The organism is Bacillus sp. RC251, assembly GCF_044908765.1.
In the GTDB taxonomy this organism is placed as follows: Bacteria; Bacillota; Bacilli; order Bacillales; family Bacillaceae_G; genus Bacillus_A; species Bacillus_A wiedmannii.
The window spans coordinates 117,942-139,178 of record NZ_JBIYDP010000011.1 but is presented as its reverse complement, the minus strand read 5'-3'; the positions used below and the strand labels follow the sequence as shown (position 1 = coordinate 139,178).

Below are 21,237 nucleotides of genomic sequence, written 5' to 3'. Positions count from 1 at the left end.
AAAAAGGGAGACTGCATGACGTTCATGCAGTCTCCCTTTTTGTATACTATCCAACTTCTTTTTCTCGCTTCGCACGTTCTTTCGCACTCCATTTAAAGATTTTATCTAGTAAGGAATATATTCTCCAAGACTCTTTCGTTAATAACGGTCCTAACGATGCTAATATTAAAACGTACAGTGCAGAGAACGGTTTAATCGTTGCCATTAAACCACCCGCAATGCCGATATTGGCTACAATAATGGAGAACTCTCCGCGTGATACGAGTGTTAAACCAATATTCGTAGAAGCCTTATGCGATAACCCGGCTTTACGTCCCGCCATCATTCCAGCTGTAAAATTACCGATGAGCGTAATGAAAACTGCTCCTAATGCCAACCACACTGCTCCTCCAAGTGAAAACGGATCTATACTTAAACCGAAACTGAAAAAGAATATGGCTCCAAAGAAGTCACGAAACGGAACGACGAGATGCTCAATCCGATCACTATGCTCTGTTTCAGAAAAGACGAGTCCTAACAATAATGCTCCAATTGCCTCAGCAACATGAATCGTTTCTGAAAATCCTGCTACAAAGAATAAAATAGCGAATATTACGATAATAAAAATTTCATTTGACGAAATATCTAATACTTTATTTAGAAACGGCGTAGCTTTTCTAGCGATTACAAAGAATAGTAGCATATACCCTACCGCGATTAACACCGATGTAAGAGCACCTACAAATGATGTTGCACCACCGAGTACTAACCCTGAAACGACTGATAAATATACAGCTAAAAAGATATCATCAAACATAATGATTCCTAATATTAATTCAGTCTCTTTATTACCAGATCTTCTTAAATCAACAATTACTTTCGCAACAATTGCACTCGATGAAATTGTAATGATTCCAGCAATAATTAACGTTTCTAATAAAGGGAAGCCCATAACATATCCATAAAGTAAACCTAATATGAAATTAAGCGATATATGAACACTACCCCCAAAAGCAATCGACTTTCCTGATTTAATTAATTTTTTTATTGAGAATTCTAAACCTAAATAGAATAAGAGGAATATGACACCAACACGGCCTAGGAAGGAAATAACTTCTCCGCTTTCAATAAACCTTAAATCGATAAGTCCTAAATCTGGGGCATGAGGCCCCACTAACATACCGAGTATAATGAGAAACGGAATAATCGAGAACTTTAACTTCGCAGCGAGGATAGCTGCAAAAGCTAATAATACTAACGCAGTTCCAACTTCAAAGATTAAAGTATCCATCGATTAGGAATCACCTCCTGCTGAAAGCAATTCATTAATAATTCTTTTCACTTCATGTCTTTCACCCGATAATACGAGCATATCGCCAGCTTCAATAATAGAGTCTGGACCTGGATTAAAGAATTTCTTCATATTCTTTTTCAAAATAGCAATAATCGTTACGTTATATGTTTTTCTGACATGTAAGCTACCAATTGTTTGTTGTACTACTGGTGCATGATTCTCCACCTTAAACCATTCAATTGATAATCCTTCAAAAGCCATCTCAATTGTGTCTAGCGCTTGCGGCCTATATACCATTCCGCCTAATATAGCCGCAATTTGTCTCGCTTCAGAATCACGAAGAGAAATGCTTGAAATACTCTCATCGTGATCCGCATCAAAATGATACATTTCTCTTCGGCCATCATCATGAATAACGATAACCATTTTTTCATTACCTTTTGTGATTACTTCAAACTTACAACCAATACCCGGTAGTTCACTCTCTCTAATATTCATATTTTCCGCCTCCTAAATTTTTTAGTTACGGCTTTTACAAATCTACATCAATCTCTGTTTTAAACTTCTCATCTTTTGAGATTCCTAAATACTTGAGCGTCTCTGATGGAGTCGCGTGATGAAAATGCTTTTGCAATAGCGCAATCGCTATTCCTCTTTTGTATGCATGAAATCCAAACGTTTTTCTCATTGAGTTTGTTCCGATTTTACCAACAATCCCAACTGCTTCAGCAGCATTATGAATTACACGATACGCTTGTTGGCGCGTAATTGAATTTGTCGTTTTATTAGATTGAAATACGTAGTTTTCTCTTTGAGCATTAATAGATTGTACGTACTCTAAAAGCGCTTCTTTTACTTTTGTATTTAAATAAATATCTTGTTTAAATTTTTCATCTTTTACAGGAAGAGAATAAAACTCTTTAACAGTTCCATCTTCATTTAATACCTCTTCAAATTTCATACTAAGTAGCTCAGTAATCTTTAATCCGGTGTTGATCCCAATAACAAATAAAAGATAATCTCGCTGCGAGTGCTCTTTTAAATACTTTTTCATATCCTCAATTTGGCTTATATCTTTTAATGCCTCTACAACTTCCATACATGTATCTCCTCATCTTATGAACGGTAATTTTCTCATTATCCTGTCCATTTTACCTTATCATGCTATGAGATTTCCATGTATTATCCATTATTTTCACAATATACTCTTACGACAATTTTTCATTTGGAAATTTATGATTGTACAAATACGGTGTGGGTAGAAAAAATAGGGGGTACAAATTCAGCTTCTTCCTATAGATCGGATTCCTCCTTTCACTTTTCGGTTGCTGATACTCATATATTATGTTACTTATTTACATTATATTATATATTTCAGTAACATTAAAGTATTTTTTCTGAAAATACAAAAAGCCGAGTGCTTTCACTCGGCTTTTTACGTATTAATCTTCTTTCGGAAGAACAATACCTTTATACAATTGAACTGTAATGAAGTAATAGATCGCATAAATAACTACGAAAATTACGATTGGCACCCAAATACGGAAGTACGGATCAACTAAAATAAATCCGAAAATATTCATACCAACTAATACGTGAGTGATACCCACAATTGCCGGGAATAAGAATACTAAAAATAACTCTTTATAAATCGATTTCGTTAATAACTCACGGCGCACACCGATTTTACGAAGCATTTGATAACGCGTAATATCTTTTGATGCACCAGAAAGAATTTTAAACATTAAACAACTTGCCATCATTGCTAAGAATGCAATTCCAAGGAAGAACCCCATAAATACTGTTCCACTCGCAATCCCATAGAACATATCGTAAGTTTGATATTTACTGCTCATTCTTTCAGCTGTTACATTTTTATATTTATCTAGCTGCAACTCGTCAAGTTTTTTCCATTCTTTTTTATATGTTAAAAAGTCTTCTGTTTTTCCGATAAATGCTATACCTTCTTTACCATTTATCCCATCGTACATTTTTTGATCTACAATTTTAATTGCATGATCTTCGCTTATATAATAGGGATGAATTGAACTAAAAGCATCTACCCATTCTACTGAAAGCTCTTTAGTATTCGCATCTTTTTCATTCATTTCTCTAGAAACTGCACCTACTGGTAGTTCCGCTGAAACGTTCTTTGTATTCACTAAATCTTTCATTGACTTCATATTCGCCATATCTTTTATTAAAGGACGATTTTTCTCTAAATCTTCTTTTACGTAATAAACATACTTATCATCAACTTTGTAACGATATTCATTTTTCTCTTTAAATGTAATACCATCTAAAATTTTCTTTTCTTCAGCTGTTGGATTATGAACTACTGAATCATATATTACTAAACCATCAACCATTTTTATAACGTTATTTTTAAACGCCATGCCACCTGAAATCGCACCAGCTCCAAGCGCTACTAACATCGCTACTGTCGCAAGTACTTTCGTTAAACTATTAATGCGGAAATTTAATTGAGCAAATGTAAAAGCGTTAAGCCCTTTTTCACTACGCTTTTTATTACTTTTTAACTTTTTAATAATAACTGGAAGAAGTGATCCAAATAGCATGTAAGTACCAGCTGTTGTTGTAATTAATGCAATAAGGATTCCCATTTCTCTTAGTTTTTCCATGTAAATCATTGATGCATAGCCAATTCCTAATAAAATAACAGCAAGGATTGCAACGACACCTGTCATTTTTCCTTTTACCGCAACACGCTCTGTTTGTGCATCCGCATGTACAAGTTGCAGTACAGAAATACGTGATAATTTAATACTGTTCATAATTGCTGATAATACAAATAGTGCAAAGAAGAAGATGCAAGTAACTGTCATAGATGGAAGGTAAAATGCTTTATATCCTTCACCAGCAAATTCAAGCTGTTTCATTAATAACTGTCCGATACCTTCTGCAAGTCCTACACCAACTGTAATACCAATCGCAAGAGACGCAGCGCCTAATACGATCGTTTCAATAAACATAAGTAATGTAACTTTATGCTTTTTTGCTCCTAACATCATATACATACCGAACTCTTTTTGACGAAGAGATAATAAGAAAGAGTTCGCATATAAAATATAGAAGAACGTTATAATAGCTAGTAAAAATGAACCTGCTTGGAATACGAATCCAATTGATTGAATAACTGAGTTAGATTCGATAAACGCTTTATTCAGCGCTAACGTTTGGAACATGTAAAAAATTGAAATCGACATGACAAGACCGACAAGTAAGACGATATAATCTTTCAGCTTACTTTTCAGCCCCGACATGGAAAGTTTAAATAACATACTGGAACCTCCTTTCTTACGCTTTTTGTGTACCTAAATCTGCAAGTACATCTAAAATCTCTTTGTAGAACTCTTCACGCGTACCACCACGATGAATTTCTTTATATAGCTCACCATCTTGAATGAATAAAATTCGCTGACAATAACTTGCACTATACGGATCATGTGTAACCATCATAATAGATACGCCTTGTTCTTCATTTAAGTTTGTCATCGCATCAAGTAAACTCGCTGCATTTTTAGAATCAAGAGCTCCTGTTGGCTCGTCCCCTAAAATAATTGCCGGCTCATGCACAAGCGCGCGCGCTGCTGCTGAACGTTGTTTCTGTCCACCAGATACTTCAGATGGATACTTTTGAAGAATTTCTGTAATCCCTAACATATCCGCTACTTTTTCTACTTTCGGTCCAATATTACGTGATGGAACACCTTGAAGAGAAAGCGGAAGTGCAATGTTTTCATAAATAGATAAGTTCTCTAATAAGTTAAAGTCTTGGAAAATGAATCCTAACTTTTGTGAACGGAAATCAGAAAGCTCACCTTGCTTCATTTTCGTAATATCCGTACCCGCAATTTCAACAACGCCGCCCGTTGCTTTATCAAGCGTTGAAATTACATTTAACAATGTCGTTTTACCAGAACCAGATGGTCCCATAATCCCAACAAACTCACCCTCTTGAATTGAGAATGAAACACCTTTTAACGCTTGTGATTGATTCTCACCCTTTTTACCGTACACTTTTTGAACGTTTTTCACGTCTACAACTGGTTTCGTCATATATATCCTCCTACGCTTGTTTTTCCATTACCTATTTTGCGCCTTTTGGAAAGGAACTGCTATTTGTTAACATTACAATTACCTTACACTTTTGTAATATAAAAAAGATGCACGTGTAAGGTTCGTTCGTAAATGAAATTTTATCAGCGATTCTCAAAATATATCGACTTACCGACAAAAGATAACAATAAAAATGAGCTGTTCCACAAAAGGAACAGCCCACTTCTCTCTTTATTTCTTTAAAGGTGTTACCGTCCAATACGTAATAACACGCCAAATCCATTCTAGTGGACCCATTTTAAAGATTTTCATCCAAATCACACTAAACACAATTTGAATAGCGTAAATTGCAATACATACATATAACGTCTGTATGTACGTTAAGTTTCCTGCAAAGTTAAATACGCTACCAGCAATTAAAATCATTGCAGTTTGTCCGATATAATTTGTTAAAGCCATACGACCGTAGTATTTCAGTGGTGCTAACAATGTTTGAACTGGTTTTAACTGAAGTAATAAAATTAATGCTCCTACATAGAAAGCTGAAATAATTGATCCAACTGTAACGCCAATTTTTAAGAATTGACCTGCAGCGTCCATTGTTCCATCCTCATTCATGAGCATCATATTTACGAATGGCTCAGCAGGAACGTGCCCATATTGATACCATAACGCTACAACACTTAAAACAAACATGACACCTGTAAAAATAGCGACTTGTTTGATTTTTGCTGAAAGATTTTCAAACACTTTATACTGCCCCGCAGCAAGACCTAATAAAATTAAACCTAATGGTAATAATTCCTTAGTTGCCATAATACTAAAAGCTATCGTAAGAATAAGACCGATTACTACATTCACTTCTTTTTTCGCTTTATAAAACGGTAAAACGACTAATCCACAAATTGCGTATAACGCTAGTGCTTCTCCAGGCTGAAACATTTGATGAATTAAACCAAAAATAAATAGTGCAACTACGCGGCGTAGAAATAGAACGTATCCATTCTTCCCTTTCGCAATTGCTCTTGTAATGAAGATGTAGAATCCTACTCCAAATAAGAATGAGAAAATCGAGAAAAAACGACCTTCTACAAATAAGTATAGAAACCTTTGATAGCTAGCATCTACTGTATTAGGATCTGGAATTTTAATATTAAGTAGTGCAAGAATATTCACTAAAATAATCCCCAGTAATGCGAAGCCACGAATGTAATCTAACTCATCAATTCGTTTGTTTGTAATGTTGTTCCCCATAAAGCAACTCCTTGTCCAAAATTTAATCCTCCCTTACTCTACTGGACATGTTATCTTACAACTATCGACAAACCTTACAGGAATCTTACATTATTGTCATATAGTAAAATGAAGCTTTAATCAGACTTTTGCGATACAAAATAAAACCAGGTCATATTGCGACCTGGTTTACTCTGATTGCTTCGATCTTTGAGGCTGTCCTTTTTTACTGTTGCGCTGTTTCACTTGAACAACTGGATCAAGTTCATTCGAAAACTCAGCGTTATGTCCATTTTGTGTTTTTTGCTCTGGATTATTTTGATCTGAACGTTTCGCCATTACATTCACTCCTTATTAGTGCGGTGTAATAATCATTTGATGTTGCAGTTGGCGAATTGCCATACGTGCTCTATTTAATTGCTCACGTTGCTCATCATTCGCATGTTGTTGCATCGTTTGTAAATCGTTATATGCTTGTTCTAATTGTAACTGCGCATCTGAATACTCCATCGTATTGTAATGCTCTTGTCTCATGCCTTGGTCTAATTGTTCTTTCGCGTATTCCACCGCTTGTTCTGCTTGTGTAATATACGATTCAAGTGATTGACGCTCTGCCATAATTGTCCCTCCTTGCTTCAATTCCCCTTTAGTGTGTCCCTTCCATCTCTACCTTATGAGTATGTTATAATGGATTTTGTTTCATTTTGACTCGGCTTAGGAGGGAAAGTAATGAAGGTTCAAAACCCTTTTCCATATACAAACGACAATAAACGTTATCATACATGGAATTACCATTTACGAAATGAATTTGGTGAAAAAATCTTTAAAGTTTCATTAGATGCTGGCTTCGATTGCCCGAACCGTGACGGTACAGTTGCTTACGGCAGTTGTACATTTTGCAGTGCTGCCGGATCTGGTGACTTCGCTGGTGATCGCCGCGATGATGTTATAACGCAATATCATGAAATGAAAGAAAAAATGCGCTCGAAGTGGAAAGACGGAAAATGTATCGCTTATTTCCAAGCGTACACAAATACACATGCACCACTTGAAATTTTAAAAGAAAAATTCGAACCGCTTCTAGCAGAAAAAGACGTTGTCGGTCTTTCTATCGCCACTCGTCCAGATTGCTTACCAGACGATGTCGTTGAATATTTAGCGGACTTAAATAAACGCACATACCTTTGGGTTGAACTCGGTTTACAAACTGTTCACGAACGAACTGCAAACCTTATTAATCGCGCTCATGATTACCCATCTTACGTGGAAGGTGTAAATAAATTACGTAAGCATGGTATTAGAGTGTGCTCTCATATTATTAATGGTCTTCCGCTTGAAGATTACGACATGATGATGGAAACAGCTCGTGAAGTAGCAAAGCTTGACGTACAAGGAATTAAAATTCATTTACTTCACTTATTAAAAGGAACGCCAATGGTGAAGCAATATGAAAAAGGACAATTAGAATTCCTTTCTCTTGAAGATTACGTAAGTCTCGTTGTTGACCAACTTGAAATGATTCCAGAAGACGTAATTGTACACCGCATCACAGGTGACGGTCCGCCTGATTTAATGATTGGCCCAATGTGGAGCTTAAATAAATGGGAAGTATTAAATTCCATCGATGCAGAATTTGTACGCCGCGGAAGCTGGCAAGGAAAATATGCAAATGAGGAGAAACAAAAATGAAATTAGAACGTGTATTACCGTTTGCTCGCACACTCTTGCAAACGGCTGTTAAAGAAGGCCATTACGCTGTAGATGCAACTTTAGGAAATGGACATGACACTTGCTTCCTAGCTGAAATCGTTGGAGATAACGGAAAAGTATTTGGATTTGATATTCAAAAAGAAGCAATTGAAAGCTCTACTATCCGCCTAAAAGAAAAAAAGCTTTTTGAACGTACTGTTTTAGTTCACGACAGTCACGACACACTTTTATCTGTACTACCAGAAGACGCAAAAGGAAAAGTAACAGGTGCTATCTTCAACTTAGGCTACCTTCCTGGTGGTGACAAGCATATCGTTACAAAACCGAACTCAACACTCTCGGCAATTGAACAATTACTAGAAGTAATGGCACCTGAAGGAATCATCGTCCTTGTCATTTACCACGGACACCCAGAAGGACAAGTAGAACGCGACGCTGTTCTCAAATTTACAGAAGAACTAGACCAAAAACAAGCTCACGTACTGCGATACGGCTTCATTAACCAGCAAAATAACCCGCCATTTATTGTGGCGATTGAGAAGCGATAATTATATCAACGATTGTTTCGATATATCGACGATTCGACAAAACATAACAAAAAAAGACGTGCACTCATTGCACGTCTTTTTCTTATTCTCCTATATAATGGATGTATACACTATTTGAAGAAAGAAGGATAGAACTTTGCTAGTAGAACTAAGGGGAATTCAAAAGAAGTACGGCAAATCACTTATACTAGACAACATTAATTTATCCGTTCCAGAAGGAGAGGCACTCGCTATTATTGGCGGGAACGGGACTGGAAAAAGTACTTTACTCAAAATAATTGCAGGATTTATTTCACCTACGGCAGGGACACTTCAAAGAAAAGAACATATACAAATTGGCTATGTACCTGAACATTTTCCTGAAGGGATTCGTTTTACATTAGAGGATTATTTATATCATCTCGGCCACATTCACGGTTTATCAACAAAATATTTAAAAGATAAAATTCCGATGCTTCTTGAATCTTTTCATTTACATCATGCAAGGCATTCCGTTGTACGAAACTTTTCAAAAGGTATGAAACAAAAAACTGGTATTATGCAAGCATTACTTACAGACGTCCATTTATTAATTTTAGACGAACCGCTTTCTGGGCTCGATCCTAACTCTCAGCAAGAATTAGAACATATTTTACTCTCATTAAAACAACAAGGCATATCTATACTCTTCACATGTCACGAAAAGCAACTACTAGAAAACTTCGCCGATAGAATTGTGACGTTAGCAAATCATACAATCGCAGAAGATACCGCTGTGCAAAAAAGGGCAGAACAAGTCTATATTGAAGCAATCGTTCATGAAACATTTTCAGCGATAGAACTACGGAAACAATTAGGATTTATACACGTTGTACACAATTCAAATCAAAACCTTATTCAACTACAAATCGAAAAAGAATATACAAACGAAATGCTTCAGTTTTTATTACATAAAAAAGCATCTATCACACTGCTACAACCTAACTTTTAAATCGAAAGAAGGTTCATTATGTTTGCGCTTATTCGTTACCATTTTCTCGACTATACAAAATCGTATAAGTACGTCCCTCCTATTGCGATGTACTTTGTGAGCTTACTTTTTGTATATACATATAAACCGACTCCTATTGTACCGACATACTTAGAAACGGCACTCGCACTTTATTTATTATCTGCTTGGATTACAGTCACAATTTTTCATACGGAAGACCCTGTACAAGAACAAATTACTATTTCTCACACAAATAATATTTCTGCACTATATGTTGGTAAATACATTACGGCTCTTCTCATTTGTACTGTTTTATCTTTTATATCCATAATCTACCCAATTATTTTGCAAATGTTTAATGAAGAAATGACAGTTTCTTTATTTCTAGTCGGATTTCTCGCTCACATGTCTTTCTCTATACTAGGAATTTCAATTGCAACTTTATTTACTAGAAATATGATTCAAAAAGCAAGCACAGCTTGGCTTAGCCTGACATTTATATTACTTATAACGATCGCCTCCATCCGGTTTAAAAAAGAGTTACTATGGTTTTTACCACCTGTCGAAAGCTTTCTAATGCTTGGACAATACAAATTTAATATACTGACTCACACACTATGGCTCACAGCTTGGGCTATCCTATATTCATTTTTATTACTTACTTTATTTCTTTTTATCGTTCGCAAAAAACGTTTTTAATTACATATTAAAGGAGACAAAACAATGATCGGAATACTAGCAGGAATGGGACCAAAATCGACTGGGCCATTCGTCGATACAGTTGTAGCAAAGTGTCAAACAATATACGGAGCAAAACATGATATGGACTTTCCTCATATGATGATCTATTCGTGCCCAACACCGTTTTACATGGATCGCCCTATTGATCACGAAGCGATGAAAAAAGCGATTATTGAAGGAGCACAAAAACTTGAAAGTACTGGCGTAGAATTTATTGCTATGCCGTGCAATACGGCGCATCTTTATTTTGAGGAATTACAACATTCTCTTTCCATTCCGATTTTAAATATCGTCGATGAGACGTTACAAACAATTCCTGAAAATATAAAAAGAGTCACGCTTCTCGCAACAGAAGCGACAATCCAAGCTGGTATTTATCAAGACGGGATTGCAAAGCGTAATATAGAGTACATTCATAACGAACAATGGCAGGAAAGCATTAATCAAATTATTACTTGTATTAAAGGCGGAGAAATTGAAGAAGCCCGCAAATTATGGAGCGCGCTCGTTTTACAATTAAAAGATGAAATAGATACTGCTATCATCGCATGTACTGATTTGAATGTTGTGGCGAGTGAGGATTTTGTGGATTCTGCTCAATGTCTTGCTGAGGGTGTTGTTGAGATGTATGCAAAAAATATAAGGGGGTCCAAATGAATATACCTTTTGAAATGGGATACACATTTGACGAAAACCTTAGAGAAAAACCTATATCCCTTGCTGAAATGAAGCAAGGGATTGCATTTTTGAAAGAACATTTACATGAAGATTCGTTATATGGAAAGAGCTGCGGATTAATCGGCGTTTATGAACGAATCGCTGGCAACCTTTCTGAAAGTAAATATTACTTACAGGAGGCAATTGAATATTACACACAAACGGACAGCATCCAAGGGCTTTTTATTAACAAACTTCGTCTTGCACATACATATCATTGGGAAAGAAAATTTCCTGCTGCAAATGCACTCTTTACCGAACTTCTACAAACACTACCAGACTTACCCGCCTATGAAGACTTCTTCTACCAACATTATGGAAAAAGCAAATTAGATGAAGGTGACTTCCATACTGCCTTATCTTATTTTCAAAAGGCACTTCAAATCAGACTACAAAAAGGAAATGAAGAGCTAATTCATTCAACTAAGCTTTGCATTGCGTATTGTATGTCTTGCCGATAAAATCTGCTCTAAAAACTTTTAACTTTCTTCACAATTCTTTCAAAGTAATCACACTTAATCTCGCTATATTAAATAAGTAGTTATTCATATAGGAAAGGTTAGGGGAACTGAAAGTATGAAAGTAAATCGTTCGCTTCATTACATTTTTTGGCGTTGGCATTTTTATGCTGGGCTTTTTATTACACCGCTTCTTATTACGTTGTCACTGAGCGGAATTGGGTATTTATTTCGGGAAGAAGTTGAAGATTTCATCTATAAAGATTTATATTTTGGGAAGAGCGCCCAAACGGAATCTATTTCGATGTCTGATTCTATTTCCTTAACAGAGAAAAAATATCCACATTATAGTGTGGCGAAAATTAGTGAGTTTAATGGGGATTATAATACGAGGCTTACTATTGCAAATGAATATACGGGGCAACAAAAATATGTGTATTTAGATAGCAATAATCAAATTATTGGAGATCAAAATGCAAGTGAAACGTTTGCCAATATAATGCGGGAATTACATAGTTCTCTTTTAGTTGGTGGCACTGTCGTCAACTATACTGTAGAGCTTGCGGCATGCTGGACAATCTTTTTAATTGTGACTGGATTGTATATGAGTATACGCCAATTCAAAAACACACCGGCATCCACTAAGCGAGAAAAAGCAAAACGACGTCATTCTATTATCGGTATTATATTTACAATTCCACTCGTTTTGTTAGTCGCATCTGGATTGCCATGGTCAGGATTTATGGGTAACCAAATTTATAAAATCGCATCGTCGAATGAATCGATTGGATATCCAAAGTTGTATATGGCACCGCCTGAATCAAAGGTAAAAGAATTGCCGTGGGCAACAAGAAAAGAAGCTCCTCCTGAATCGAATTCAAATGAGCTAAAAACAATTTCTGTCGATGAATTACAAAAAGGAATTGAAATAAAGAAGCCATACGTTATCTCACTACCAACTGATCCGAAAGGTGTATTCACCGTTTCGAAATCGAGCGGTTCTGGTATTACGGGCATGGATGTGGCACCAAATGAAGAAATAACAGCTTACTTTGATCAATATAGCGGAAAACTCATTTCAAAAACGGACTATCGTGATTATGGATTATTTGCACAATGGTTCACTTACGGTATCCCGCTTCACGAAGGACATTTATTCGGATGGCCAAATAAAATATTATGCTTACTAACGACATTATCTTTATTACTTCTTATTTATTACGGAGCAAAAATGTGGTTTGCAAGAAAGCCGAAAGGAAAATTAGCAGCACCGCCAAAGCAAAGAGATAAGAAAAGCGTACTCGTTTTCTTTATCATGATGGTTATACTAGGCGCTGTCATGCCTTTATTTGGACTATCTGTTTTAGTTATTTTTGCGATTGAACTTCTTATATATGTATTTGCAAAAATACGATCATAAATAAAAAAGCATTTGTACTCTCGTGTACAAATGCTTTTTTATTTACTATTCGTTTGTTTTTTTCTACTATTCATTAAGAACACGATATCTAAAATAATAATTGTGCCAATTATTACTTGCGACACATAATCCATCATAGTAGGACCACTTGGCCTATTCATCATCATATACATTCCAGTTACAAATGAAATGGAAAGTAGCATGAGTAACGTTACTTCAATATTTTCATATAGCTTTTGAAACAATCACTTCATTTCCACCACCAACCTTTACCATATTATAACAAAAACCACTCTACATGAGTGGTTTTATTCATCACTGCGCCATTTTCTTTCGGTACATCTTCCCGTTCCAATAGAAGAATCGTGAAGTAAGCCCTCCGTATTTTACAATGCGCCGTGCCATTTTGTGCATATTCTTTTGTGCTGATACTTTTTGATCTGATAAATAAATACCAAGTAACCCTCGGCTTATGAGACGATGAAACTTCGCATGAGGTAAATCACCAATGCTCTTCTCTGCTTCTTCTACAAAATGTTTCATACGATCTAATATCGCTTGCTCGTTTTCATAATAACTACAGAAATTCAAATCCCCGCCTATACGGTCTTCTTCTTGATCGATGAAATAATCAAGTAAAATGTGAAGTCCTTGTACGTATGGGAAGTATCCTTGTCTAATTTTCGCAATATCTTCATCATGTAATTCATCATGAAATGCATATGCTACAAGACAGAAGATTCCAAGTGTAGAACCGGCACATGCTGAAAATTCAAACCAGCTCATTTCAGGTAAATTTTCTTTATGTGCTTCAAACCATTTTTGTAAGCGTGGTTCTCTTTCTTCTAACTTCACGTGTTTATGAATTTGCAAATCACAATAATAACAAGCAAGTTCATGAAGAACAGGAGCAATTTTGTCATAGTGCTTCGTTTTCTTTAAAACATCTTGGCATGTTTCAACAAGTTCATCTAAATAACCACCATCGTCTTGGTCATCACGATAGCGATAATAATTACCGCCACCTTCTACTTCAGGTGATAATGCCATTAACATAGATTCATGCAGTGCGGCAAAATCATTCGGATCAAGTGATGTACTGCGGTCACATAAATTATCTAAATAATCGCTGATTGTTTGATACGCTACGATAAAACGAATGCATTCCTCTCGGTGCTCATTTGCTAACAGTGCTAAAATACCACCGCCTTCGCAATGAAACGTTTTATTCTCAATACTCGCGATTGCCTGACTATGAAGCTCATCATTCGGAATATGGTAGGCACGCTCTTTCCACACCGCTAGCTCATGGTGTACTACCGGAAACACATCACGGTATACTTTCGCCATGAGCGTTATGGGATTACTCGGTACGTTCACTTCTTCCTTCATCTCCTCTATTCGATGTACAAATAATTTACTTATTTGTTTGTTTCTATTATGTTATTGATGCGTATTTCAGTAAATGACTGAATATAATTCAAAATTTCATCACGCTCATACTCATTTAATAACTCGTGATAACAATTCGGCCATTCTTTAAAAGCCTTATCACTTATTTTAACATTATCAAACCAAGTGCGGACACGTATTTTATCTACAAGTTTATCCTCACAAGCTTGCATTAGCAAGAGCGGAACATCTGGAAAATCATCTATTTTTTTATGAGCAATTTCGATAGACTTAATCAATTCACTATACCAACGTACTGATACTTTGCGCAAGAACAATGAATCATTCTCCATCGCGTCCCTAACTTCATGATTACGAGTGGACATTTCCACTGTAAGATTCGTTGCAAATTGCAATTTTGGAGCAATAATATTTAATATTTTTGAGGCAGCTTGAAGTGGTGCTGAAGGTCCAGCTACTAAGCCTAAACATGGCGAACTTAAAATAATGCCGTCTACATCTTCTCTCTTCGTTTCTTGCATCATACGAATGACAATAAGACCACCCATACTATGACCAAATATAAAAATAGGTAACCTATACTTTCTTGCCTCTTTCACCCATAATTTAACTTCCTCTATGTATTCATCAAATGAATCAATATGTCCTCTATTTCTTGAAGTCGTTCCGTGTGACGGAAGGTCCCCCATTACGACGTGGTAGCCGATATGATTCCACATTTCCGCAATGGCTTCGTAACGTCCGTGATATTCCATTGCGCCGTGCACGATAACAACGACAGCTTTCGCTTCCTCTGCTTCATAATTCCACATACGGCTCTCCTCCATTTCACTCTTTCTCATAATTTGATACACTAAAACTAGTCTCTAGGAAAGGAAGGCTTTACATGATATACCCTTACAAAGAAAAAAATCCGAAAATTGCGAGTAGTGCTTTTATCGCTGACTATGTTACCATTACAGGCGATGTTTCCATTGGTGAGGAATCAAGTATTTGGTTTAATACAGTCATACGCGGCGATGTGTCACCAACAATCATTGGAGACCGAGTAAATGTACAAGACCAATGTACACTTCATCAAAGCCCGCAGTACCCTCTTATTTTAGAAAACGATGTTACAGTTGGGCATCAAGTTATTTTACATAGCTGTCATATTAAAAAAGATGCTTTAATTGGAATGGGATCTATTATATTAGATGGTGCTGAAATTGGTGAAGGAGCCTTTATCGGTGCTGGAAGCCTCGTTTCTCAAGGAAAGAAAATCCCGCCAAACACGTTAGCGTTCGGTCGCCCAGCGAAAGTCGTTCGTGAGTTAACAGAGGAAGACCGTAAAGACATGGAGCGAATTCGCACACAATATGTTGAAAAAGGTCAATACTATAAATCATTACAGAAATAAATTTCCGCTGCCATAAGATTGGCAGCTTTTTTGATGAAAACTAACTTTTTCTTTACAAAACATTATTACTCCCTCAATAAAATCTTATTAAAATAAAAGCTAATATCTCCATATATATGTAAACGAGGGAGGAGAATTTTCATGAAGGTCAGTGGACTTTATAAAATAGAATGTTACATTTTCAAAGGAATTAACCGATACTTTGATCAAAAAACATTAAATATCTTTTTCAGCAATATTACTCATATCGGTGGTGCTACTTTCTCAATCGCACTCACACTTTTCTTTTTAATTTTTGCAAAAGGGACTTTGCATCAAGCTGCAATCGCAACTGCTATTTCTTTAGCAATTAGCCATGTTCCTGTACAAATATTAAAAAGATGGTATCCGCGAAAACGTCCTTATTTAACAATTCAGGATGCGAAATATCCAGTCCATCCATTAAAAGACCACTCTTTCCCGTCTGGTCATACAACAGCCGTTTTCTCTGTCCTTATTCCATTTATTTGCTATAATCCAAGCATATTTGCTTTTCTATTACCGTTAGCATTATGCGTTGGTATTTCTCGCATTTATTTAGGGCTTCACTATCCGTCTGATGTATTCGTCGGTATGTGCCTCGGCACTTGCTCTGGCATCATCTCTTTTTATCAATTCATCCCACTTTTCACATAAAGGAGTGATATGATGAGAGTCGCCATTTTTACCGATACTTTTACGCCACAAGTTAACGGAGTTGCGAAAACATTAGAACGATTAACACGTTATTTTCAGAAAGAAAAGATCGCCTATTCTGTTTTCGCTCCTCAGCATACAGCTGAAGATAATTTCGTGGCTAATGTGAACAAGATGAGAAGTATCCCGTTAACAATATTATATCCAGAATGTCGCTTTTCTTTTCCTACTCCGCGCATTAAACGAGAACTTCTTTCCTTTAAGCCTGACATTATTCACATTGCCACACCTTTCAACATGGGACTTTGTGGATTGTATTATGCAAAAAAGTTAAACATCCCAGTTGTCGGTTCTTATCATACTGATTTCGATGCTTATTTACGCTATTACAAAATCGAATTTCTCTCTAATATGCTTTGGAACTATTTAAAATGGTTTCATAGTCATATGCAAAAAAATTTCGTTCCTTCCTTTGAAACGTTACACCAACTAAAAAACAAAGGCTTTCAGGCCCTCTCCATATGGGGACGCGGTGTAGATTGCACACTCTTTCATCCATCTTACAATACAGACCTATTCCGAAAAAAATATAATATTACAGCGAAGTATGTCCTTTCCTATGTTGGACGGCTTGCCCCTGAAAAAGATATTGATACGTTACAACACCTTATCGCGAAAACAGCGCATACTCGAAACGATATTCATTGGCTCATTATAGGAGACGGTCCTCTAGCAATAAATTTACGTGAAGCTGTTCCGAATACAAATGTCACTTTTACTGGATATTTACAAGGTAAGGATTTAGCTGAAGCATATGCTTGTTCTAACATCATGGTATTTCCATCCGCTACTGAAACGTTCGGAAATGTCGTACTCGAATCACTTGCATGCGGTACACCTGTCATCGGTGCAAATAGTGGCGGGGTTAAAAATATTATTACGGATGGACAGACAGGAGTTCTTTGCCCGCCCAAACATGCGGATTCATTTCTATCATCCATCCATTCTTTATTGCGAAATGAAGAGCAACTTATGCAAATGAGCATAGCGGCTTCATCTTATGCTAAAACAAAAAGCTGGGATGAGATTTTCCGTGGGTTACTTGCCCAATACGAAACCGTCCTTCAGAACACCGCATCCGAATTACTCGCTTAAACAGAAGAACTCCCTTCAACTAGACGAAGGGAGTTTATTACACAATTATAAATTTTAGTTTCATAAATGATACATAAGGTTAAATATTGTTTTATTTCTATATTCATTATATCAAAAATAAACATAACTAAACAGACTTGTAATAAAAACCCATAAAAATTAATATATGGTTATACAGTGTTTTAACTAACTGTATATTGATTTTAAGAATTCCCCTTAAAATCAACTTACTCACATACCTTTATACAGTAATTGTTCCCCAATTTCTGTATATCAAAAAACCTTTCATTCATTTGAAAGGTTTTTTTGAGCCTGCACATATTCTTCTTTCGTATTCACATTTATAAACCAATCCGCATTCGCTTGTACATCTTCTCCAGCAACATACTTTACATTACATTGTAATAAAAGCTGGCCCACACTTCTTTTTTCTTCCTGAAGCAAAGCATAAATCTTTTCTTTCATACGGTTATGATACGCTGCAAGTAACGGTTGTTTTCTTCCATTAATAATAGGTACAACCGCATCATATTCATTACTCGTTTGCTCTAGCAAAATGGTAAACCATTCGCGCGAAACATTTGGCGCATCGCAAGGCATAATAGCGTACCAATCTGCTTCTATATATTCCATACCTGATACAATGCCGGCAAGTGGTCCATTTCCTTTATAATGCGGAATATCTTCTATAACAGGAACTTGTACGAGTTGCTCTACTCGCTCTTTTATATCAGTATGGCTAATTACTACAATGTCTTGCAAAGTATTTCCCATCACTTTCACAATATGCTCAACAAAAGTAGTTCCCTTCCAAATTGCTAACGCTTTCGGCTCACCGAATCGACTCGATATACCGCCTGCTAATACAATTCCAGCATACTTACTCATTGGCGATGCAGCTCAAATGTAATATGACCTAATTCCGGTAAAATCAATTTATTCATCGCAAGGCGAACTGCTCCGCTCGATCCTGGCATCGAGAAAACTACTTTGCGCCCAATTGTACCACCAATCGCTCTACTTAACATTGCGCTGCTTCCGATATCTTCTAAATAGCTAATCATGCGGAACAACTCACCAAACCCGACAATTTCTTTATGTAATAACGCTGATACTGCTTCAATCGTCACATCACGCTTCGTAATACCAGTTCCGCCATTTGTTAACACGACATCAACATCTTCTCTATGATAACCAGCTAACACTGCTTGCTGAATACTTTCTTTATCATCTTTTACAATTTCATAAGAGGTCACTGTATGCCCTGCCTCTTTTAACAATTCATGTAATAGTTGTCCGCTCTTATCTGTCTCTTTTGTACGTGTATCGGAAATCGTCACAATCTTACAACGCACTTCTTTTGGTGCTTGTTTTTTATGTTCATTAACACTCATTTTTCATCTTTCCTTTCATTTTATTGTAAAATTATGTATGAAGCGAAGAATTCAACATGATACAATATAAGTATGTTTATCCATATAAAGGAGCTTTACATGATTCAAAATATGAAACGATCCGTACCCATTATACCATTCCTAATTATATTATCCCTTTTTCAATGTATCGCTTACGGGTTCGATATTAACTTTTTAAAATTATATGTAATTATGCCTGATGGTGGTATTCGTTACTATTTGACTAGCACATTAATTCCTCTTGCACTTGCCTAGATAGTAGATTTTATTTTTAAACGTTCTACCTTTAAATAAGGAGGTCTACTTACTATGGAACTTTATAAAAAACTAACAACAACATTCATCCTCTTATTCATCGCTTCCATTACTGTCGGATTTTCTCTAAAAGGCGCAATTCCATACGCTACATTAGTAAGCATTATATTCGCAACACTATTTTTACTAAGCAGTGCCTTTTGCGCAGGTAAAGCACGCCACATGAAAGGTTGATTACATATGTTCCAGAAGAAACCAATCCTTTGCAAATCATGTGAAAAAGAAATACAAACGTATGAAAAGGCATGGATTCATATGCCTTTTCCGGCAAGTGGCATGACGAATATGAAAAAGTATATTGAGCTAGACGGCGAAGTGTATTGTAACTCATGCATTCAAATTGTAAGTAAAACAAAATAAAAAAAGCTTTGCGCTCACGGCGCAAAGCTTTTTTTCATATATTATAGACCAGCTTGCTCTTTTAAAGCTGCAGCTTTGTCTGTACGTTCCCATGTTAGGTCTACATCAGTACGTCCGAAGTGGCCGTAAGCTGCTGTTTGTTTATAAATTGGGCGACGTAAGTCTAGCATTTTAATAATACCAGCTGGGCGAAGATCGAAGTTGTTACGAACTAGTTCTACTAGTACGTCTTCAGATACTTTACCAGTCCCGAATGTATCAACTGAAATTGATACTGGTTGTGCTACACCAATTGCGTATGCAAGTTGTACTTCTGCTTTGTCAGCAAGACCAGCTGCTACGATGTTTTTCGCAACATAACGAGCTGCATATGCTGCAGAACGGTCAACTTTCGTTGCATCTTTACCAGAGAATGCACCGCCACCGTGGCGAGCGTATCCACCGTAAGTATCAACGATGATTTTACGTCCTGTTAAACCAGCATCACCTTGTGGTCCACCAATTACGAAGCGGCCAGTTGGGTTAATGAAGAATTTCGTTTCTCCATCCATTAATTCTGCTGGAACTACAGCTTTAATTACATGCTCTTTTAAATCGCGATCGATTTCTTCCCATGTAACATCTGGATGATGCTGTGTAGAAATTACGATTGTATCTACACGTACAGGTTTACCATTTTCATCATACTCAACTGTAACTTGCGTTTTTCCATCCGGACGTAAGTATGATAATGTGTCATCTTTACGTACTTCAGTTAAACGGCGAGCTAATTTGTGAGCAAGCGAGATTGGAAGTGGCATTAATTCTTGTGTTTCATTACATGCGAAGCCAAACATTAAACCTTGGTCTCCCGCACCAATTGCCTCAATCTCAGCGTCAGTCATTAGACCTTCGCGTGCTTCTAGCGCTTGGTCAACACCCATAGCGATGTCAGCAGATTGCTCATCGATAGATGTTAAAACTGCACAAGTTTCTGCATCGAATCCGTATTTTGCGCGTGTGTAACCAATGCCTTGAATTGTTTCACGAACGATTTTTGGAATATCTACGTAAGTAGAAGTCGTAATTTCCCCCGCTACCAATACTAAACCAGTTGTTACAGTTGTTTCACAAGCTACACGTGCATTTGCGTCCTTTGATAAGATCGCATCTAAAATTGAATCAGAAATTTGGTCACAAATTTTATCTGGATGTCCTTCAGTTACAGACTCAGATGTGAACAGATGACGTTTTTTTGTCATGTGGTAAACCTCCCTACAGTAATTGTATATATTGTACGGAACTCATCCTTAATTTGCCACAAACTGCGACATACATTTATTCTCCCACACAAGCATACAGAAAAACCTTTCCTA

Annotated in this window: 27 protein-coding genes; 13 read left to right on the top strand and 14 right to left on the bottom strand. The window is 36.5% G+C overall.

The window, feature by feature from the left end; translation table 11 throughout:
• Positions 1–46: 46 nt before the first annotated feature.
• From ABH961_RS24505 to ABH961_RS24470, 8 genes are all read right to left on the bottom strand, one after another.
• Positions 47–1,270: a cation:proton antiporter gene (locus ABH961_RS24505; RefSeq protein WP_404520184.1), complete on the bottom strand. Its 1,224-nt coding sequence runs from the start codon at positions 1,268–1,270 to the stop codon at positions 47–49.
• Between the two features lie 3 nt (positions 1,271–1,273).
• Positions 1,274–1,771, bottom strand: a complete 498-nt coding sequence (locus tag ABH961_RS24500; RefSeq protein ID WP_048540799.1) for a cation:proton antiporter regulatory subunit — start codon at positions 1,769–1,771, stop codon at positions 1,274–1,276.
• Positions 1,772–1,805: 34 nt separating this feature from the next.
• A complete protein-coding gene (locus ABH961_RS24495) occupies positions 1,806–2,372 on the bottom strand; it encodes a tyrosine-type recombinase/integrase (protein WP_048540801.1) in 567 nt (188 codons plus the stop codon).
• Positions 2,373–2,715: 343 nt separating this feature from the next.
• A complete protein-coding gene (locus ABH961_RS24490) occupies positions 2,716–4,575 on the bottom strand; it encodes an FtsX-like permease family protein (RefSeq protein WP_048540802.1) in 1,860 nt (619 codons plus the stop codon).
• Between the two features lie 16 nt (positions 4,576–4,591).
• Positions 4,592–5,353: an ABC transporter ATP-binding protein gene (locus ABH961_RS24485; RefSeq protein ID WP_048540804.1), complete on the bottom strand. Its 762-nt coding sequence runs from the start codon at positions 5,351–5,353 to the stop codon at positions 4,592–4,594.
• Between the two features lie 231 nt (positions 5,354–5,584).
• Positions 5,585–6,607, bottom strand: coding sequence for a DUF418 domain-containing protein (locus ABH961_RS24480; RefSeq protein WP_048540806.1), 1,023 nt, complete (start codon positions 6,605–6,607; stop codon positions 5,585–5,587).
• Positions 6,608–6,775: 168 nt separating this feature from the next.
• Positions 6,776–6,925 carry a hypothetical protein gene (locus tag ABH961_RS24475; protein ID WP_001129345.1) on the bottom strand — a complete coding sequence of 50 codons (150 nt, stop codon included), beginning with the start codon at positions 6,923–6,925 and terminating at the stop codon, positions 6,776–6,778.
• A gap of 15 nt (positions 6,926–6,940) precedes the next feature.
• On the bottom strand, positions 6,941–7,204 hold the full coding sequence (locus ABH961_RS24470; RefSeq protein WP_000840869.1) for a YtzC family protein: 264 nt from the start codon (positions 7,202–7,204) through the stop codon (positions 6,941–6,943).
• A gap of 111 nt (positions 7,205–7,315) precedes the next feature.
• Between ABH961_RS24470 and mnmL the strand changes: the two genes are divergently transcribed.
• The 7 genes from mnmL (at position 7,316) to ABH961_RS24435 (ending at position 13,150) form a co-directional block, all read left to right on the top strand.
• Positions 7,316–8,275 (top strand): tRNA modification radical SAM protein MnmL/YtqA, encoded by a 960-nt coding sequence (mnmL, locus tag ABH961_RS24465; protein WP_404520181.1) that lies wholly within the window; start codon positions 7,316–7,318, stop codon positions 8,273–8,275.
• Positions 8,272–8,844 carry a tRNA 5-(aminomethyl)-2-thiouridylate-methyltransferase MnmM gene (mnmM, locus tag ABH961_RS24460; protein ID WP_404520179.1) on the top strand — a complete coding sequence of 191 codons (573 nt, stop codon included), beginning with the start codon at positions 8,272–8,274 and terminating at the stop codon, positions 8,842–8,844. The genes mnmL and mnmM overlap by 4 nt, the downstream gene beginning before the upstream one ends.
• 136 nt (positions 8,845–8,980) lie before the next feature.
• Entirely contained in the window at positions 8,981–9,814 is an 834-nt protein-coding gene (locus ABH961_RS24455) for an ABC transporter ATP-binding protein (protein WP_048540812.1), read from the top strand.
• An 18-nt stretch (positions 9,815–9,832) separates the two neighbouring features.
• Positions 9,833–10,513, top strand: coding sequence for a hypothetical protein (locus ABH961_RS24450; protein WP_000457772.1), 681 nt, complete (start codon positions 9,833–9,835; stop codon positions 10,511–10,513).
• Positions 10,514–10,537: 24 nt separating this feature from the next.
• On the top strand, positions 10,538–11,212 hold the full coding sequence (locus tag ABH961_RS24445; RefSeq protein WP_048540814.1) for an aspartate/glutamate racemase family protein: 675 nt from the start codon (positions 10,538–10,540) through the stop codon (positions 11,210–11,212).
• Entirely contained in the window at positions 11,209–11,733 is a 525-nt protein-coding gene (locus tag ABH961_RS24440) for a tetratricopeptide repeat protein (protein ID WP_048540816.1), read from the top strand. Before ABH961_RS24445 ends, ABH961_RS24440 begins: the two co-directional genes overlap by 4 nt.
• Positions 11,734–11,848: 115 nt before the next feature.
• A complete protein-coding gene (locus tag ABH961_RS24435) occupies positions 11,849–13,150 on the top strand; it encodes a PepSY-associated TM helix domain-containing protein (RefSeq protein WP_048540818.1) in 1,302 nt (433 codons plus the stop codon).
• A gap of 38 nt (positions 13,151–13,188) precedes the next feature.
• On the opposite strand, the gene ABH961_RS24430 is transcribed toward ABH961_RS24435, so the two are convergent.
• From ABH961_RS24430 to ABH961_RS24420, 3 genes are all read right to left on the bottom strand, one after another.
• The gene (locus tag ABH961_RS24430) at positions 13,189–13,395 is read right to left on the bottom strand and encodes a hypothetical protein (RefSeq protein ID WP_404520195.1); all 207 of its coding nucleotides are present in this window, start codon (positions 13,393–13,395) and stop codon (positions 13,189–13,191) included.
• A 70-nt stretch (positions 13,396–13,465) separates the two neighbouring features.
• Positions 13,466–14,530: a tetraprenyl-beta-curcumene synthase family protein gene (locus ABH961_RS24425; RefSeq protein WP_048540822.1), complete on the bottom strand. Its 1,065-nt coding sequence runs from the start codon at positions 14,528–14,530 to the stop codon at positions 13,466–13,468.
• A 41-nt stretch (positions 14,531–14,571) separates the two neighbouring features.
• Positions 14,572–15,375 (bottom strand): alpha/beta hydrolase, encoded by an 804-nt coding sequence (locus ABH961_RS24420; protein ID WP_404520176.1) that lies wholly within the window; start codon positions 15,373–15,375, stop codon positions 14,572–14,574.
• Between the two features lie 74 nt (positions 15,376–15,449).
• On the opposite strand from ABH961_RS24420, the gene ABH961_RS24415 reads away from it, so the two are divergent.
• From ABH961_RS24415 to ABH961_RS24405, 3 genes are all read left to right on the top strand, one after another.
• Positions 15,450–15,962 carry a gamma carbonic anhydrase gene (locus ABH961_RS24415; protein ID WP_000640203.1) on the top strand — a complete coding sequence of 171 codons (513 nt, stop codon included), beginning with the start codon at positions 15,450–15,452 and terminating at the stop codon, positions 15,960–15,962.
• Positions 15,963–16,103: 141 nt separating this feature from the next.
• Complete coding sequence (locus tag ABH961_RS24410; RefSeq protein ID WP_098047256.1) at positions 16,104–16,637, top strand: phosphatase PAP2 family protein; 534 nt, start codon at positions 16,104–16,106, stop codon at positions 16,635–16,637.
• A 12-nt stretch (positions 16,638–16,649) separates the two neighbouring features.
• Positions 16,650–17,792 (top strand): glycosyltransferase family 4 protein, encoded by a 1,143-nt coding sequence (locus tag ABH961_RS24405; RefSeq protein ID WP_098047255.1) that lies wholly within the window; start codon positions 16,650–16,652, stop codon positions 17,790–17,792.
• 285 nt (positions 17,793–18,077) lie between these two features.
• Here ABH961_RS24405 and ABH961_RS24400 read toward each other — a convergent pair whose 3' ends face one another.
• Together ABH961_RS24400 and ABH961_RS24395 are read right to left on the bottom strand one after the other, a co-directional pair.
• Positions 18,078–18,680 carry a molybdenum cofactor guanylyltransferase gene (locus ABH961_RS24400; protein WP_048540827.1) on the bottom strand — a complete coding sequence of 201 codons (603 nt, stop codon included), beginning with the start codon at positions 18,678–18,680 and terminating at the stop codon, positions 18,078–18,080.
• Positions 18,677–19,186, bottom strand: coding sequence for a MogA/MoaB family molybdenum cofactor biosynthesis protein (locus ABH961_RS24395; protein WP_098047254.1), 510 nt, complete (start codon positions 19,184–19,186; stop codon positions 18,677–18,679). The genes ABH961_RS24400 and ABH961_RS24395 overlap by 4 nt, the downstream gene beginning before the upstream one ends.
• Positions 19,187–19,285: 99 nt before the next feature.
• On the opposite strand from ABH961_RS24395, the gene ABH961_RS24390 reads away from it, so the two are divergent.
• Genes ABH961_RS24390 through ABH961_RS24380 form a run of 3 tightly spaced genes read left to right on the top strand, consistent with a single transcriptional unit; the run spans position 19,286 to position 19,882 of the window.
• Positions 19,286–19,462, top strand: a complete 177-nt coding sequence (locus tag ABH961_RS24390) for a hypothetical protein (protein WP_176519546.1) — start codon at positions 19,286–19,288, stop codon at positions 19,460–19,462.
• A gap of 54 nt (positions 19,463–19,516) precedes the next feature.
• Entirely contained in the window at positions 19,517–19,696 is a 180-nt protein-coding gene (locus tag ABH961_RS24385) for a hypothetical protein (protein ID WP_048540832.1), read from the top strand.
• Between the two features lie 6 nt (positions 19,697–19,702).
• Positions 19,703–19,882 (top strand): hypothetical protein, encoded by a 180-nt coding sequence (locus tag ABH961_RS24380; RefSeq protein WP_098075997.1) that lies wholly within the window; start codon positions 19,703–19,705, stop codon positions 19,880–19,882.
• 41 nt (positions 19,883–19,923) lie between these two features.
• Here the strand turns inward: ABH961_RS24380 and metK are convergent, their stop codons facing one another.
• Entirely contained in the window at positions 19,924–21,123 is a 1,200-nt protein-coding gene (gene metK, locus ABH961_RS24375) for a methionine adenosyltransferase (RefSeq protein ID WP_000163113.1), read from the bottom strand.
• Positions 21,124–21,237: the final 114 nt, after the last annotated feature.